Source organism: Agrobacterium tumefaciens (assembly GCF_009649785.1).
GTDB lineage: Bacteria > Pseudomonadota > Alphaproteobacteria > Rhizobiales > Rhizobiaceae > Agrobacterium > Agrobacterium tumefaciens.
Map to the genome: position 1 here is coordinate 127,524 of NZ_WJOK01000005.1, position 16,455 is coordinate 143,978.

A 16,455-nucleotide genomic window follows, 5' to 3' on the forward strand; every position below is an offset into this window, starting at 1 on the left:
AATGACCAGACAGACCGCAAACATAGCCTCCTTCGCCAACCATATGCCGGATGTGGTAGCAATCCGCCGCCACCTGCACCGGCATCCCGAAATCGGTCTTTCCGAATTCCAGACCTCGGATTTCATTGCTGGGCAGCTGGTGGAAATGGGTTACGAAGTAACGCGCGGACTTGCCGGAACCGGTATCGTCGCCACGCTCCGCAATGGCGACAGTGCCCGCACGCTCGGCATTCGCGCCGATATCGATGCCCTGCCGATCCGTGAGGAAACCGGAGCGGAATATGCAAGCGCCTATGATGGCGTCATGCATGCCTGCGGCCATGACGGACACACGGCCATGCTCCTGGGAGCCGCGAAGATCATCGCCGAACGCAGGAATTTCGATGGGACCCTGCATCTGATCTTCCAGCCGGCGGAGGAGAATTTCGGCGGCGCCCGCATCATGATCGAGGACGGACTGTTCGACCGCTTCCCATGCGATGCGGTTTTTGCCCTCCATAACGATCCCGGCGTGCCCTTCGGACAATTCGTCCTGCGCGACGGCCCGATCCTTGCCGCCGTCGATGAATGCAGGATCACCGTCAACGGATATGGCGGCCACGGCGCAGAACCGCAGGATGCGGCCGACCCTATCGTTGCGGGCGCCAGTATCATCATGGCCTTGCAGACGGTGGTGTCCCGTAACATCCATCCGCAACTGTCGGCGGTCGTCACTGTTGGCGCATTCCATGCTGGTGTTGCGAGCAACGTCATTCCCGAGAAGGCGGAGATGCTGCTCACCATCCGTTCCTTCGACGCGGGTGTGCGCGACGAACTGGAAAAGCGTATCCGGGCGATAGCCGAAGGCCAGGCGGCCAGCTATGGCATGAGTGTCACGCTCGATTACGAGCGCGGCTACAATGCGACCGTCAACCACAAGGCGGAAACGGACTATGTCGCCGGTCTGGCCCGTCGTTTCGCCGGGGCGGAAAAGGTGGTTGAAATGCAGCGCCCGTCCATGGGCGCGGAAGACTTCGCCTACATGCTTGAAAAAAGGCCCGGCTGCTACTTCTTCCTCGGCACCGCGCGCACCGAAAACGACCCGCCGCTGCACCATCCGAAATTCGACTTCAACGACGATATCCTGCCAATCGGAACCGCCTTCTGGGTCGATCTGGCGGAGGATTATCTCAAGGCGTGAATGAATATAAAAAGGCCGGTCGGAGGAGCGACCGGCCTTTTTTTCTCAAGTTTCCTGATGAGAAAATCTGGGAGGATCAGGGAACGAGACCGAGTATGACCGCCGCGACAAAAGCCACGCACACGCCGACAAGAGCCGCGTGAACCGAATCTCTCCAGTTTCGCTGCGACTGGGGCTGCGAGACAAAGTCTTTTGCTTTTCCGGCCTTGGAATAAGACATTGTACAACTCCCTTCCTTGCTCGGCCCGTCAAAGCGGGCACTGCTTATTTCCCGTAAAGAATAGCTTTATTCCCCACTGTTTCAGTAGAGATAAAATTCCATAAGTTCGGCGCATTGGGAAAAATACGGATCGCGACTTGCCGCCGGACAAGCATCAATCTACCCATTGCGCAGGATCAACGTCGCAGACGGCATTTCCGTTCAAAATCATTGGCAGGCTCGGATAAGGACCATGACGGATATAGACGCCATCATCATAGGAGCCGGGGTGATCGGACTGGCGACGGCCCGCGAGCTGGCGATGCGTGGTCTTTCCGTCATCATCCTCGAAGGCGAAAAGGAATTCGGTTCCGCCACCTCTTCACGCAACAGCGAGGTTATTCACGCCGGGCTTTATTATCCTGAAGGCAGCCTCAAGGCACGCCTTTGTGTTGAAGGCAGGGAGCGGCTTTATACGTTCTGCCAGAGCCATGGCGTTTCGCACCGCCGCTGCGGCAAACTCATCGTGGCAGCGAACGCGGACGAGACGGCTCTCTTGGCGACCCTCAAGGAAAAGGGTAACGCCAATGGCTGCGACGACCTCGAACTGGTCGATGCCACGCAGGCGCTGTCGCTCGAGCCTGCGCTCAACTGCGTAGCGGCCCTGCTTTCACCTTCGACCGGCATCATTGATAGCCATGGTTATATGCTGGCGCTGCTCGGCGACGCGCAAGACCATGGCGCAGCCCTCGCCCTGAATGCACCATTCGAAAGGGCGGAAGCGACCGGCAACGGTTTCCGCGTTCACGTTGGCGGCAAGGAACCTCTCAGCCTGACATGCCGGCTACTCGTCAACTCCGCCGGCCTTCTGGCACCGCTGGCAGCAAAACAGATCGAGGGATTGCCGAAGCACACGATCCCGGAGGCGCGTTTCGCCAAAGGCAGCTATTTTTCGCTGACCGGCAAGTCGCCTTTTTCACGGCTCATCTACCCCGCTCCGCACACCCACGGCCTTGGCGTGCACCTGACGCTGGATCTTGCCGGCCAGGCCCGTTTCGGGCCGGATGTGGAGTGGGTCGACACCATTGATTATGCCGTCGATCCCCGCCGCATGGAGGGTTTTGGCGACGCGATCCGCCGCTATTGGCCGGGCCTACCGGAACACGCGCTGATCCCGGCCTATTCGGGCATCCGGCCGAAGATTTCAGGACCCGACGAACCGGCCATGGATTTTCGCATCGACGGGCCGGAAAGCCACGGCCTTGCCGGTCTCGTCAATCTTTTCGGCATCGAAAGCCCCGGCCTCACCGCCTCACTGGCGATAGCCAACGAGGTTGCGGCACGGCTCGAGGCCTGATCCCACCCGGATCTCAGCCGAAACGGGACAGTGCGCTCGCCATGATCTCCGGATCGACATTGCCGCCGGAGGCAACCGCAATCACCGTTTCGCTCTCCAGCTCGTTGCCGTGAAACAGCGCCGCCGCCAAGGCCACCGCGCCGCCCGGCTCGACAACGACCTTCAGCCTGTTGAAGGCGAGAACCATGGCCCGCAATGCTTCCTCTTCGGTCACGGCAATGCCTTTTCCGCAAAGCCCAACCATAATCGGGAAGGTGATGTTACCGGGCTGAGGCGTGACGATTGCATCGCAGATCGAACCGGAAGTCGTTGCATTCCGCTCGATCTTGCCCGCTGCGAGTGAGCGCGCCACATCGTCGAACCGCTCGGGTTCTGACGTCCTGACCTTGTAGTTCGGCGCTTTCGCCGCAAGGGCAAGGGAGATGCCGGATGTAAGGCCGCCGCCGCCGCAGGGCACGAGAACCTCGGCCGCATCGATACCGAGTTCCAAGCCCTGTTCGGCGATTTCCAGCCCGACAGTCCCCTGCCCTGCAATCACCAGCGGTTCGTCGTAGGGCCTGATAAGGGTCAGTCCGCGCTCGCTCGACAGGCGGTCGCCAATGGCATCGCGATCGTCATTCGCCCGGTCATAGAGCACCACTTCCGCACCATAGTCGCGGGTATTGTCGATTTTGATTTTTGGTGCATCGGAGGGCATGATGATGACGGCAGGCACGCCGTGCAGACGAGCAGCAAGCGCGACGCCCTGCGCATGGTTGCCCGAGGAAAAGGCGATCACGCCACGGGCGCGCACATCGGCCGGCAGACCGGATACCGCCGACCAGCCGCCGCGAAATTTGAACGAACCCGTTCTTTGCAGGCACTCGGCCTTCACGAACAGCTTTCGCCCGGCAATCTCATCCAGAAAATGCGACGACAGAAGCGGTGTCCGCACCGCATGTTCGCCGATGCGCTGGCGCGCTGCCTCAATCATCGAAATATCTGTCATGCCCTGCCCCTGTAATGCGGATGTTGGGTGTACATTAGGAGGTCGCAATTAATAGTGAAACCGGCTGGACAAGAAAAATCCCCGGTCTTGGCCGGGGATCTTTCGTCATGCGCTTGCAAATGAATGGTCAATGGTTGTGCCGGGGCATCTTCTCGGCAATCCGGCGGAAATCCGCGGCCCCTTCCAGAACCGCACCGTCCGAAAGCTGGGTCACCGATTGACGATAGATGCGCTGCCAGGGCGTGGCATCCGCAGGCACCGCAGGAATGCCATCGGCCTTTCGGGCAGCAAGCTCTGCATCCGGTACCAACGCGTCGCACTTGCCCTGATTGAAGTCGATGCGGATTACATCACCCGTGCGAAGCCATGCCAGTCCTCCACCGGCGGCACTTTCTGGCGAGGCATTGAGGATCGACGGGCTATCCGCGGTTCCCGATTGCCGGCCGTCGCCGATTGTCGGCAGGCTGGTTATGCCTTTTTTCAACAGCGCGTCCGGCGGCTGCATGTTGACGACCTCAGCCGAACCCGGCCAGCCGAGCGGTCCGGCCCCGCGAATGACGAGAATGGTGCGCTCATCGATATCGAGAGACGGATCGTTGATACGGGCGTGATAGTCTTCCGAACCATCGAAAACCACACATTTGCCCTCGAAAATCCCCTCACGACCCGGCTCGCTCAGATAACGCTGCCGGAATTCCGCCGAGATCACGCTCGTCTTCATGATGGCGAAATCGAACAGATTGCCCTTGAGGACGAGGAAACCGGCCCGTTCCTTGAGCGGCTTATCGTAAGGCAGTATCACATCGCGGTCGGTCGATTCCCGCCCGTCCAGATTTTCCGCCACGGTCTTGCCGGTCACGGTCGGACAGCTCCCGTCAAGCTTGCCTGCCTTCAGAAGCTCCCACATGATGGCGGGCGTACCGCCGGCACGGTGATATTTCTCGCCCAGCCATTTTCCGGCGGGCTGGACATTGGCGATGAGCGGAATGTCATAACCGTGAACCTGCCAATCTTCCTCGCGAAGTTCGACGCCCGCATGTTTCGCCATCGCCGCCAGATGCGGCTGGGCATTTGTCGAACCGCCGATCGCCGAATTGACGCGGATCGCGTTCAAAAACGCCTCGCGCGTCATGATATCCGAAGGCTTGATATTCTCGACAACCAGTTCGACGGCACGGCGGCCGGTGCGATAGGCCATCTGGCCGCGTTCGCGGTAAGCGGCCGGGATTGCGCCGCAGCCGGTCAGCGACATGCCGAGCGCTTCGGCAATGGCATTCATGGTAGAGGCCGTGCCCATGGTGTTGCAGTGACCGACCGAAGGAGCGGATTCGAGCGCCGCCTGCAGGAATTCCTCGCGGGTGATTTCGCCGGCGCCGTATTTGCGGCGCATGCGCCAGATGACCGTGCCGGAACCAACCAGATCGCCGTCATGATATCCGTCGAGCATCGGCCCACCGGATAAGACGATAGCCGGAATATCAACCGTGCTTGCCGCCATCAGCGCCGAAGGCGTGGTCTTGTCACAGCCCGTGGTCAACACGACGCCATCGAGCGGATAACCGTAAAGCACTTCCACCAGGCTGAGATAAGCAAGATTGCGGTCAAGCGCCGCTGTCGGTCGCTTGCAGTTTTCGAACATCGGATGGGTCGGAAACTCGATGGGGATGCCGCCCGCATCACGGATACCATCGCGCACCCGCTTGACCAGTTCGACATGGACGCGGTTGCAGGGCGTCAGGTCGCTGCCGCTCTGCGCGATGCCGATGACCGGCTTACCGGAACGCAGCTCTTCCGGCGTCACGCCATAATTCATGAAGCGCTCCAGATAGAGCGCCGTCATGTCGAGATGGTCAGGGTTGTCGAACCAGTCCTGGGATCGCAGCCGCCGCACGGGTGTCTTGTCGTCGCTCATGAGACCGCCTCAGCCCTGTTCCCGGTTGTTGAGTTTTTCGAGGTAAAGCAGGATACCGCTATGGTCGATATCGGCTCCACCATCGCTGACGAAATCATCGAACTCCCGCGTTACCTGCTGGGTCAAAGGCAACGTCAGGGACAAATCCTTCGCCGTCGCCAGCACCCCGTTCAGATCCTTGAGCTGGAACTTGGAGGGTCCGCCTGGCGCGAAATCGCGCTTCACCATGCGTTCGCCGTGCAATTCCAATATCCGGCTTTCGGCAAAACCGCCACGTATGGCGTTACGGAACCCTTCGCGGGATGCCCCGCCCGCTTCCACAAGCATCATCGCCTCGGCAACCGCGCCGATGGTGATGGCGACGATCTGCTGGTTTGCGAGTTTGCAAAGCTGGCCCGCACCGGAGGGGCCGACATAGGTGAGCCTGCCCATCGGCGCGAAGAAATCCGAAAGACCAGAGATCAGCGCCTCATCGCCACCGGCCATGATCGCGAGCGTACCCGCCGTTGCGCCCGGCACACCGCCGGAGACCGGCGCATCGACATGATGAATGCCCATTGCCCGTAGCCGGGAGGAGTGTTCGCGCGCAATAGGCGGCGCAATGGAGCTGCTGTCGATGACAACAGCGCCTTTTTCCAGCGCGTCCGCCACACCCGCCTCGAACAGCACCTCGCCCACGGCTTTGCCGTCGCTCAGCATGGTGATGACGATATCGGCACCCCTGGCGGCTTCGGCCGGCGATGCCGCGAGAACCGCGCCATCGGCAACCAGCGCCTCAGCCTTTTCGACGCTGCGGTTCCACACCGCAACCGAAAAGCCCGCGCCCAGCAGACGCCGGGCCATCGGCCCGCCCATCAGGCCTGTGCCGATAAAGGCAACCGACCGCTTCTTCTCCTCCCCGCCGACACTCATTTCAGTGAACCTCCCAGTTCGTCCTCGATATGAACCTGAATGATCTCTTCGAAGGAGCTTTCAGCCGTAAAGCCAAGTTCACGGGCGCGCTTTGCTTCGAAACCGGGCGCCCAGCCTTCGCACATGCGCATGATCATCTCATTCGGCTCGCGGCGAATGAGGGCAACGGCCTTTTCGCCGGCAACCTTGCGCAGCGCTTCAATCTGTTCGCCAACGGTGGCGCTGAGGCCGGGCATGGACAGGTTGCGGCGCGGACCGACCTTTTCCACGTCGATCGTCGCGCCATGAAGAAGGAAACCAACAGCGGAACGCGGCGAAGCGTGCCAATGGCGAATGCTTTCCGGCACCGGCAGAACCGCTTCCTGACCAACCAGCGGCTCGCGCAGGATATTGGAGAAGAAGCCGGAAGCAGCCGCATTGGGCTTGCCGGGGCGAATGCAGATCGTCGGCAGGCGAATGCCGATACCGTCGAAGAAACCGCGACGGCTATAGTCGGAGAGCAGCAGCTCGCAGATCGCTTTCTGCGTGCCGTAGCTGGTCAGCGGCGTGGTGTGGAACTCATCCGGAATCGGATAAGGGAGCGGCGCACCGAATACGGCGATCGACGAGGTGAAGACCACGCGCGGCTTGTAACCGTCCTTGCCGTTGGCAATGCGGATGGCGTCGAAGAGATAACGCGTGCCATCGAGATTGATACGGTAGCCCTTGTCGAAATCAAGTTCGGCTTCACCGGATACGATGGCAGCAAGATGAAAGATCACATCGGGGCGGGCTTCGACCAGCTTTTCGGCTTCGCCCGGCGCGGACAGATCGGCTGCGCGCGCATCAACCGCACCGGAGAAGCCGGCGGGCGCTTCAGGCTGAAACACGTCGATAAGCGTGAATCTGTCAATCGACTTGCCGCCAAGCGATCCATCCTTGACGAGACGCTGCGTCAGCTTACGGCCAACCATGCCTGCAGCACCGATGATTGCGATATGCATATCTTCCTCCTCTTTGGCCCGGTCATTCTCCCGAGACCGAAAAAACATCATCGGCTCGTGAACCGATAAATTAGCTTGTAAGGTTGTCTGATAACCTTATATGGTTTGATTGAAAATAGTATTTTTTCACAAACCGGCAAAAGCAAGGGCGAAAGACCTTTGCCCGGATATTTTAGGGCGGATTGGACGGAGAGGGTGGAATGACGATCGTGAGCGAACACGATATCGAGGAATTGCGGTTCTCGCTGAAGAACAGGCTGGGCGAGGCATTGCTGCTGACATCGCAGGAAGACATGCTGCGCTATTGCCGCGACTGGCATGGCGACGTCACCAGTTCGGCGGTAGCCGTCATCCGCCCCCGTTCGACCAAGGAAGTCTCCGATACGGTTCGCGCCTGCGCTGAACTCGGTCTCGCCATCATCCCTCAGGGCGGCAATACCGGGCTGGTGCTCGGCGGCATTCCCGATGAGCCAAAGCGTCAGGTCGTGCTGAGCCTCGAGCGCATGAACGCCATCCGCACCATAGACAGCGACGATTTTTCGGCTGTCGTTGAAGCCGGCTGCATTCTGTCGGAATTCAAGGATGCGGTTCAGGACAAGGGAATGTTCTTTCCGCTGTCGCTCGGCGCGCAGGGCAGCTGCCGCATCGGCGGCAACGTCTCCACCAATGCTGGCGGCATCAACGTTCTGCGTTACGGCATGACCCGCGAACTGGTGCTCGGTCTCGAAGTGGTATTGCCTGATGGCACCATCTGGAATGGCCTGTCGACGCTGCGTAAGGACAATCGTGGCATTGACCTGAAGCAGCTTTTCATTGGCGCGGAAGGAACACTCGGCATCATAACGGCCGTGTCCGTAAAGCTCTACCCCAATCCAGAACATGTCGAGACGGCACTGCTCGGCCTCAATTCGCTGGATGACGCCATCAAGCTTTATCGCCGCGCCCGCCGCGAATGCTGCGACCTGATGTCCGCCTTCGAATTCATGCCGCCCGTCGCCTTCACGCTCGCAATCGAAGCAATCCCCGACCTTAAAATGCCGATCGCCGGAGATTATCCGGCCTACGTGCTGATGGAAATTTCCGGCTCGGGGCTAGTAGACACTGCCGACCTGATGGGACGGTTCCTCGAGGGCGTCATGGAAGACGGTCTGGTGCTGGACGGCGTCATCGCCTCCTCGCGAGCACAGGCGCAATCGCTGTGGCTTTTCCGCGAGGGCATGAACGAGGGTCAGGCGCTACGCGGCAGCCATATGCGCACCGATATTTCCGTGCCGCTGTCAAAACTTGCGGCGTTCGTGGCCGAAGCAGAGGCTGAACTGGCGGAAAAACTGCCGGAATGCCTGGCGGTTTCCTATGGCCATGTCGGAGACGGCAACGTCCATCTCAACGTGCTGCCGCCAAACGGAGCAACGCCGCAGGAGCGCGAAGCCTTCATCTACAAATCGAAAACCCTCGTCAACGAAGTCCTTGACCGTTACGTCGGCAGCATCAGCGCCGAGCACGGCATCGGCCGCCTGAAACGCTCCGATTTCGAAAGCCGGCTATCTGATGTGCAGCGCCGGATGATCACGGGTTTGAAAAATGCCTTTGACCCCGATTTGCGGATGAATCCCGGTTGCCAGATAACCCTGCAACCGGATAGCTAATCGAGAAACAGCAAAGGCGGCGGAATACGCCGCCTCTGAAAACCCCGCTGACGGCGAAGGAGGAAGTCGCCTGCCGCGGGAAAAAACGGACCAATCGTTTCTGTGGAACGGGAGCAATCATGACGCTGGAGTTCAGTCAGATACATCGCAACGATCATCTGCCCGGCCGGATCGCCGCGGAGATCGCCCGCGAAATCAATGATTCGAAACTCGGGCCGGGCGACAGGCTGCCGACGGAACATGTTCTGGCCAAAACCTTCGGCGTCAGCCGCTCGGTCATCCGTGAAGCGATCGCGCAATTGCGCAACGAAGGTTTTGTCGAAACACGGCAAGGCGTGGGCGCTTTCGTTACCGATCCCCGGCAGAGACTGTCCATTCGCATCGAGCGGTCCCGTCTGAACGATCCGGAAAATTTCCGCGATCTCTTCCAGCTTCGCATGCCGATGGAAATCGAGGCGGCGGGTCTGGCAGCACTCCACCGCAACCCGCAGCAGCTGGCGCGGCTGGCGGCGGCACTGGAAAAGATGCGAACAACCGACGACTGGTCGACGGAGGGCGTTGCGGCCGATCTAGACTTTCACCGTATTCTGGCGGAAGCGACGCAGAACGAATATTTCCTGATGTTTCTCGGCTTTATCGCAGAACGCATCAGCTCGGCTATCAACATCGCCTTCTCCCGTGCTATTTTCGGGGAAATCCTCGAGGTGACGATCGCCGAACACGTGGCAATCTTCGAAGCCGTCGAACGCGCCGATGCGACTGCGGCCAAGGATGCGATGCGCAAACATCTGCTCGGGGCAGCAAGCCGGGTCAATCTGGAACTGGATATCTTCTGAGCCGCAAACAGAAGCTTAAACGGCAAAGCTATAGGACAGGTTTCGCTGCTTTCCGGCAATCCAGAGGCGAAAGACGATAATTTTGTCTGCGGTGCCGCTAGACTCGCTGTAAAAGTCATACTAAGAAGAATGAGATTAGGTTGTCAGACATCCAGACAATATGACCGCAGGAGGCGGCTGTCGGAGGGCTGAAGGGGAGGATATATATGACCGGCTCAAGGTCCATCGACGCTACCGCTATTTTGCCTGAAGACTTTGAAAACGCCCTGCTCGTCGGCCGCGTATGGTCGAAAAGCGAAGGCGGCCCCTGCCCCGTTCTGCTCAAAGGCGGCGTGCTTTACGACCTCACCTCTCTTTCGCCGACCATGTCGGAACTTCTGGAAAAGACGGATCTGTTGGAGCTCCTTGCAGACACCGGCACATTCGTGGCGCTTGGCGCGCTCGAGGCCTTTCTGGATGGCTCCGCTGGTGAACTTCTCGCCCCCAACGATATTCAGGCCGTCAAGGCTGCAGGCGTGACCTTCGCCGACAGCATGCTGGAACGCGTGATCGAGGAGCAGGCCAAGGGCGATCCACTTCGCGCGCAGGAAATACGCGGACGGCTGGCGCCGGTTCTCGGCGACAATCTCAAGGGACTTGAGGCCGGTTCGGAAAAAGCAGCGGAAGTGAAGAAACTGCTACAGGAAATGGGCCTGTGGTCGCAATATCTGGAAGTTGGCATCGGTCCGGATGCGGAGATATTCTCCAAGGCGCAGGCCATGGCCTCCGTCGGCTGCGGCGCGCTGATCGGCGTTCACCCGAAGTCGCAGTGGAACAACCCGGAGCCGGAAGTGGTGCTGGCCATTGCCTCCGACGGCCGTATCGTTGGCGCGACGCTCGGCAACGACGTCAACCTGCGTGACTTCGAGGGCCGCTCCGCCCTCCTGCTCAGCAAGGCAAAAGACAACAACGCATCCTGCGCAATCGGTCCCTTCATCCGCCTGTTTGATGGACGCTTTACCATCGAAGACGTGAAGAAGGCGCAGATATCGCTTCTGGTCGAAGGCGAGGACGGCTTCACCATGACCGGTGCAAGCGCAATGCAGGCGATCAGCCGCACGCCGGAAAACCTCGCTTCCCAGCTCTTGAACCGCAACCATCAGTATCCTGACGGCGCCGTCTTTTTCCTTGGTACGATGTTCGCGCCGGTAAAGGACCGCCATGGCCCGGGTCTCGGCTTCACCCACTCCAAGGGCGACCGTGTCGAAATCTCCACGCCCAAGCTCGGCAAGCTGATCAACTGGGTCACGACGACAGACGAATGCCCGGAATGGACATTCGGCACCGCGGCCCTCATGCGCAACCTAGCGAAACGCGGGCTGCTCTAGGCAATCCAGCAAAACTGCATCGCGGTTTTGCGCCCAGAATTGCGAAAACCCATAGGTGGAGCATTGAGGGCGATCCTTCGTCGAAAATGCTCCAGATATTTCTTCGGGAGGGGAAAATGCAAAAGACCATCAATCTCTTTTACCGGATTCTCGAAATCATTCTCGTCCTGCTGCTCGCCGGCATGTCGATCATGGTCTTCGTCAACGTTGTCATGCGTTACACCATGAATTCCGGCATCAATATCTCGGAAGAATTGTCGCGATACTTCTTCGTATGGCTGACCTTCATCGGCGCCGTACTGACCTTCCGTGAAAACAGCCATATGGGCATCGAAACTCTCGTGATGTTCCTGTCGCGCCGCGCCCGTGTCGTGTGCATGGTCTTGTCGAACATTATCATTCTGGGCTGTTCCGCCATCTTCTTCTGGGGAACATGGAAGCAGTCTGCCATCAACGCCAGCATGCATGCGCCTGTCACCAAGCTGTCGATGATCTGGGTCTACGGCATCGGCATGTTCACCGGCGGTCTGATGTTCATCATCGCTCTGGAACGCCTCTACCGTTATGTGACGGGCCGCGTGACAGAGGATGAAATCGCCCAGTTCGCCGGCGAGAACCTCACGATCGAACAGCTTTCGGAGCGCTGATACCATGACACTTTTCGTTTTTGTCGGCTCTCTTCTCGGAGCCATGGCGATTGGCGTTCCCGTCGCTTTCTCGCTGATGTTCTGTGGCGTCGTGCTCATGTGGTACATGGGCATGTTCAACACCGCGATCATCGCCCAGAACATGATTTCGGGCGCGGACACCTTCACGCTGCTCGCCATCCCCTTCTTCATTCTGGCTGGCGAACTGATGAACTCCGGTGGTCTTTCCCGCCGCATCATCGACTTTGCGATTGCGCTTGTGGGCCATATCAGGGGCGGTCTCGGCATCGTGGCGATTGTCGCGGCCATCATCATGGCCAGCATCTCCGGTTCGGCCGCTGCCGACACCGCAGCCCTTGCCGCAATCCTCATCCCGATGATGGCGAAAGCCGGTTACAACATTCCGCGCTCCGGCGGCCTCATCGCTGCAGGCGGCATCATTGCCCCGGTCATTCCGCCCTCCATGGCCTTCATCGTCTTCGGCGTCGCCGCCAACGTTTCGATCACCCAGCTTTTCCTTGCTGGTATCGTACCCGGCATTCTGATGGGCATTTCGCTGATCATCGCCTGGCTGATCGTGGTCCGAAAGGATAACATCAAGCCCCTGCCCAAGACCTCGGGCAAGGAACGTCTGGTTGCCACGGTCCGCGCCGGCTGGGCGCTTGGCATGCCGGTCATCATTCTGGGCGGCATCAAGGCAGGCATCATGACGCCGACGGAAGCCGCCGTTGTCGCTGCCGGCTACGCTCTTTTCGTCGGCATGGTGATCTACCGCGAACTGAAGCCGGCGGATCTGTTCCACGTTCTTCTGCGCGCTGCCAAGAGCACTTCGATCATCATGTTCCTTGTCTGCGCAGCCCTCGTCTCCGCATGGCTCATCACGGCTGCGAACATTCCAAACGAAGTCGCCGGTTATATCGAACCGCTGATCGATCGTCCGATGCTTCTGATGGTTGCCATGATGGTGCTGGTCTTCATCGTAGGAACCGCGCTCGACCTGACACCGACCATCCTGATCCTGACGCCCGTTCTGATGCCCATCGTCAAGCAGGCAGGCATCGACCCGGTCTATTTCGGCGTCCTCTTCATCATCAACAATGCCATCGGCCTGATTACCCCGCCGGTCGGTGTCGTGCTGAACGTCGTCTCAGGCGTCGGACGCATCCCGCTCGGCAAGGTCACGATCGGTGTATGGCCTTTCCTCGTTGCAGAAACCATCGTTCTGGCGTTGCTCGTGATTTTCCCGGACATCGTGATGGTTCCGCTGCAGTACCTTCGTTAATCGCCACTTCTCAACCAAAATCCAAGGGAGGATATTATGAGAAAGCTTCTTCTGACCACCACGGCCATCGCTTTCGCGGTGGGCGCCGCAGCCCCGGCAATGGCTGAATTCAACAGCCGCAACATCCGCGTTTCGAACGGCATCAACCAGGACCACCCGGTCGGCAACGGCATCAAGGCCATGCAGGCCTGCCTCGACGACAAGTCGGGCGGCAAGCTGAAGCTGACGGCATTCTGGGGCGGCGCTCTCGGCGGCGACCTTCAGGCGACGCAGGCCCTACGCTCCGGCGTTCAGGAAGCGGTTGTTACGTCCTCGTCACCGCTCGTCGGCCTGATCCCGTCGCTCGGCGTCTTCGACCTGCCGTTCCTGTTTTCCAACGCCAAGGAAGCCGATGCCGTGATGGATGGCGCCTTCGGCGACATGATGAACAAGAAGCTGGAAGAACAGGGCCTCGTAAACCTGGCCTACTGGGAAAACGGTTTCCGCAACCTCTCGAACTCCAAGCACGCCGTGAACAAGTGGGAAGACTTTTCCGGCCTGAAGGTTCGCGTGATGCAGAACAACATCTTCCTCGACACCTTCCAGAACCTCGGCGCCAATGCAACGCCGATGGCTTTCGGTGAAGTGTTCTCGGCACTTGAAACCAACGCGATCGACGCACAGGAAAACCCCTATGTGACGATCGACACCTCCAAGTTCTACGAGGTGCAGAAGTACATCACCGAGACGAACCACGCCTACACGCCGTTCCTCTTCCTCTTCTCCAAGCCGATCTTCGACAGCTACACGCCCGAAGAACAGACGGCCCTGCGCGAATGCGCAGTCGTCGGCCGTGACGAAGAGCGCAAGGTCATCCGCGAACTGAACCAGAAGTCGCTGGAAAAGATCAAGGCTGCAGGACTTGAAGTGAACTCGCTGTCTGCGGAAGAGCAGGCACGTATCCGCGAAAAGTCGATGGTCGTCTACGAAAAGCACAAGGCTGAAATCGGTGCCGACGTCGTTGACGCCGTTCTGGCGGACCTGAAGAAGATCCGCGGCCAGTAATCCTGTCTGGATAAAATTAAAACACCCGGAGGTCAGCCTCCGGGTGTTTTTGTTTATGCGAATACAGAAAAGAAAAAGGCTGCCAAAGCAGCCTCTTCCAGAAAATCAGGACGCCGTGCGGTTTTGCCGGTTGGCGATGAGATCTTCGACCACCGCGGGATCTGCAAGCGTCGATGTATCCCCAAGCGCGCCGAAATCATCCTCCGCGATCTTGCGCAGAATACGCCGCATGATCTTACCCGAACGGGTCTTCGGCAGGCCTGGCGCGAACTGGATCTTGTCTGGCGTCGCAACCGGCCCGATCTCGTTGCGGACGTGCTTTACCAGCTCCTCGCGCAGCGCATAGTCGCCGCTCTGGCCTGCCATCAACGTGACATAACAATAAATGCCCTGCCCCTTGATGGCATGCGGGTAACCCACGACCGCCGCTTCCGAAACCTGATGATGCGAAACAAGTGCCGACTCGACTTCGGCGGTGCCGAGGCGGTGGCCGGAGACGTTAAGCACGTCATCGACGCGGCCAGTGATCCAGTAATAACCGTCCTCATCGCGCCGGCAGCCGTCACCGGTGAAGTACTTGCCCTTATAGGTCGAGAAGTAGGTGTCGACGAAGCGCTGGTGATCCCCGTAAACAGATCGCGACTGGCCCGGCCAGCTATCAATGATGCAGAGATTGCCGTCGGCCGGCCCCTCCAGCACGTTGCCTTCGGCATCGACCAGCTGCGGCTGCACGCCGAAGAACGGCCTCGTCGCCGAACCCGGCTTCAGGTCCGTCGCACCCGGCAGCGGCGAGATGAGAATGCCGCCCGTTTCCGTCTGCCACCAGGTATCGACGATGGGGCTCTTGTCCTCGCCGACCACATGGTAATACCACTCCCACGCTTCGGGATTGATCGGCTCGCCCACCGTGCCGAGAAGCCGCAGGCTTTCGCGCGACGAACGCGTGACGAACTGGTCGCCCGCCCCCATCAGGGATCGGAGCGCCGTCGGTGCGGTGTAGAAGATGTTGACCTTGTGCTTGTCGATGACTTCCCAGAACCGTCCCTGATCCGGGAAGTTGGGAACGCCTTCGAACATCAGCGTCGTCGCACAGTTCGCCAGCGGCCCGTAGACGATGTAGGAATGGCCGGTGACCCAGCCGACATCGGCGGTACACCAGAAGACCTCCCCGTCCTTGTAGTCGAAGACGTATTCATGCGTCATCGACGTATAGACGAGATAGCCGCCCGTGGTGTGCAGCACGCCCTTCGGCTTGCCGGTGGAGCCTGACGTGTAGAGGATGAACAGCGGATCTTCCGCCCTCATCTTCACCGGCGGGCAATCCGGTTTCACCGTGGCGATTTCCTGATGGTACCAGATGTCGCGGCCGGGCGCCCAGCCGGTCTTGCCGCCGGTGCGGCGCACGACCAGAACCTTGTTGACGATGACATATTGCTTGGCGGCAATATCGATCGCCTTGTCGGTATTTTCCTTGAGCGGGATCGGCTTGCCGCCACGCACGCCTTCATCGCAGGTGATGACGAAGGTGGACTGGCAATCGACGATGCGGCCGGCCAGCGCTTCCGGCGAGAAGCCGCCGAACACGACCGAATGAATGGCGCCGATGCGGGCGCAGGCGAGCATGGCATAGGCCGCCTCGGGTATCATCGGCATATAGATGGTGACCCGGTCGCCCTTCTTGACACCATGCTTCTTCAGCACGTTCGCCAGGCGGCAGACATAGTCATAGAGCTGATTGTAGGTGATCTTCTTGTCGATATAGGGATTGTCACCTTCCCAGATGATCGCCGTGCGTTCGCCATGCGTCTTCAGGTGCCGGTCGATGCAGTTGTAGGAGACGTTCGTCAGGCCGTCCTCGAACCACTTGATCGGCACTCTTCCCTTGAAGGACGTGTTCTTGACCTTGGTATAGGGCTTGAACCAGTCGATCCGCCGGCCGTGCTTGTCCCAGAACTTCTCGGGATCCTCGACGCTCTCCTGATACCATTTCTGGTAACGCTCATTGTCGATGAGCGTGCGGGCTTTCGCCGATTTGAGCACGGGGTAGATTTTGGCAGACATGAACTCCTCCTGGAACCAGATATGGCTTGATATGCGCGACC

The 16,455-nt window shown here is 59.5% G+C and carries 13 protein-coding genes; 8 read left to right on the forward strand and 5 right to left on the reverse strand.

What is annotated here, in order from left to right:
- Position 1: 1 nt before the first annotated feature.
- A complete protein-coding gene (locus tag GH784_RS07215; RefSeq protein ID WP_065705132.1) occupies positions 2 to 1,180 on the forward strand; it encodes a M20 aminoacylase family protein in 1,179 nt (392 codons plus the stop codon).
- Positions 1,181 to 1,632: 452 nt separating this feature from the next.
- Positions 1,633 to 2,736 carry an NAD(P)/FAD-dependent oxidoreductase gene (locus GH784_RS07225; protein WP_065705130.1) on the forward strand — a complete coding sequence of 368 codons (1,104 nt, stop codon included), beginning with the start codon at positions 1,633 to 1,635 and terminating at the stop codon, positions 2,734 to 2,736.
- 13 nt (positions 2,737 to 2,749) lie between these two features.
- Here the strand turns inward: GH784_RS07225 and GH784_RS07230 are convergent, their stop codons facing one another.
- The 4 genes from GH784_RS07230 to denD form a co-directional block, all read right to left on the reverse strand.
- Complete coding sequence (locus GH784_RS07230; protein WP_038492492.1) at positions 2,750 to 3,724, reverse strand: threonine ammonia-lyase; 975 nt, start codon at positions 3,722 to 3,724, stop codon at positions 2,750 to 2,752.
- A 127-nt stretch (positions 3,725 to 3,851) separates the two neighbouring features.
- The gene (locus GH784_RS07235; protein ID WP_003516539.1) at positions 3,852 to 5,636 is read right to left on the reverse strand and encodes an IlvD/Edd family dehydratase; all 1,785 of its coding nucleotides are present in this window, start codon (positions 5,634 to 5,636) and stop codon (positions 3,852 to 3,854) included.
- Between the two features lie 9 nt (positions 5,637 to 5,645).
- Complete coding sequence (locus tag GH784_RS07240; RefSeq protein ID WP_013636953.1) at positions 5,646 to 6,548, reverse strand: NAD(P)-dependent oxidoreductase; 903 nt, start codon at positions 6,546 to 6,548, stop codon at positions 5,646 to 5,648.
- Positions 6,545 to 7,531: a D-erythronate dehydrogenase gene (denD, locus tag GH784_RS07245; RefSeq protein ID WP_003516536.1), complete on the reverse strand. Its 987-nt coding sequence runs from the start codon at positions 7,529 to 7,531 to the stop codon at positions 6,545 to 6,547. Before denD ends, GH784_RS07240 begins: the two co-directional genes overlap by 4 nt.
- Positions 7,532 to 7,731: 200 nt before the next feature.
- Between denD and GH784_RS07250 the strand changes: the two genes are divergently transcribed.
- From GH784_RS07250 to GH784_RS07275, 6 genes are all read left to right on the forward strand, one after another.
- Positions 7,732 to 9,177 (forward strand): FAD-binding oxidoreductase, encoded by a 1,446-nt coding sequence (locus tag GH784_RS07250; protein WP_003516535.1) that lies wholly within the window; start codon positions 7,732 to 7,734, stop codon positions 9,175 to 9,177.
- Positions 9,178 to 9,296: 119 nt separating this feature from the next.
- Positions 9,297 to 10,013, forward strand: a complete 717-nt coding sequence (locus GH784_RS07255; RefSeq protein WP_003516533.1) for a FadR/GntR family transcriptional regulator — start codon at positions 9,297 to 9,299, stop codon at positions 10,011 to 10,013.
- A gap of 206 nt (positions 10,014 to 10,219) precedes the next feature.
- Positions 10,220 to 11,380: a fumarylacetoacetate hydrolase family protein gene (locus GH784_RS07260; protein ID WP_065705126.1), complete on the forward strand. Its 1,161-nt coding sequence runs from the start codon at positions 10,220 to 10,222 to the stop codon at positions 11,378 to 11,380.
- Positions 11,381 to 11,496: 116 nt separating this feature from the next.
- Positions 11,497 to 12,027, forward strand: coding sequence for a TRAP transporter small permease (locus GH784_RS07265; protein ID WP_003516529.1), 531 nt, complete (start codon positions 11,497 to 11,499; stop codon positions 12,025 to 12,027).
- 4 nt (positions 12,028 to 12,031) lie between these two features.
- Positions 12,032 to 13,309 carry a TRAP transporter large permease gene (locus GH784_RS07270; protein WP_003516526.1) on the forward strand — a complete coding sequence of 426 codons (1,278 nt, stop codon included), beginning with the start codon at positions 12,032 to 12,034 and terminating at the stop codon, positions 13,307 to 13,309.
- A gap of 36 nt (positions 13,310 to 13,345) precedes the next feature.
- Entirely contained in the window at positions 13,346 to 14,353 is a 1,008-nt protein-coding gene (locus GH784_RS07275) for a TRAP transporter substrate-binding protein (protein WP_003516523.1), read from the forward strand.
- Between the two features lie 105 nt (positions 14,354 to 14,458).
- Here the strand turns inward: GH784_RS07275 and acs are convergent, their stop codons facing one another.
- Positions 14,459 to 16,414 carry an acetate--CoA ligase gene (gene acs, locus GH784_RS07280; RefSeq protein ID WP_003516521.1) on the reverse strand — a complete coding sequence of 652 codons (1,956 nt, stop codon included), beginning with the start codon at positions 16,412 to 16,414 and terminating at the stop codon, positions 14,459 to 14,461.
- Between the last annotated feature and the right edge of the window lie 41 nt (positions 16,415 to 16,455).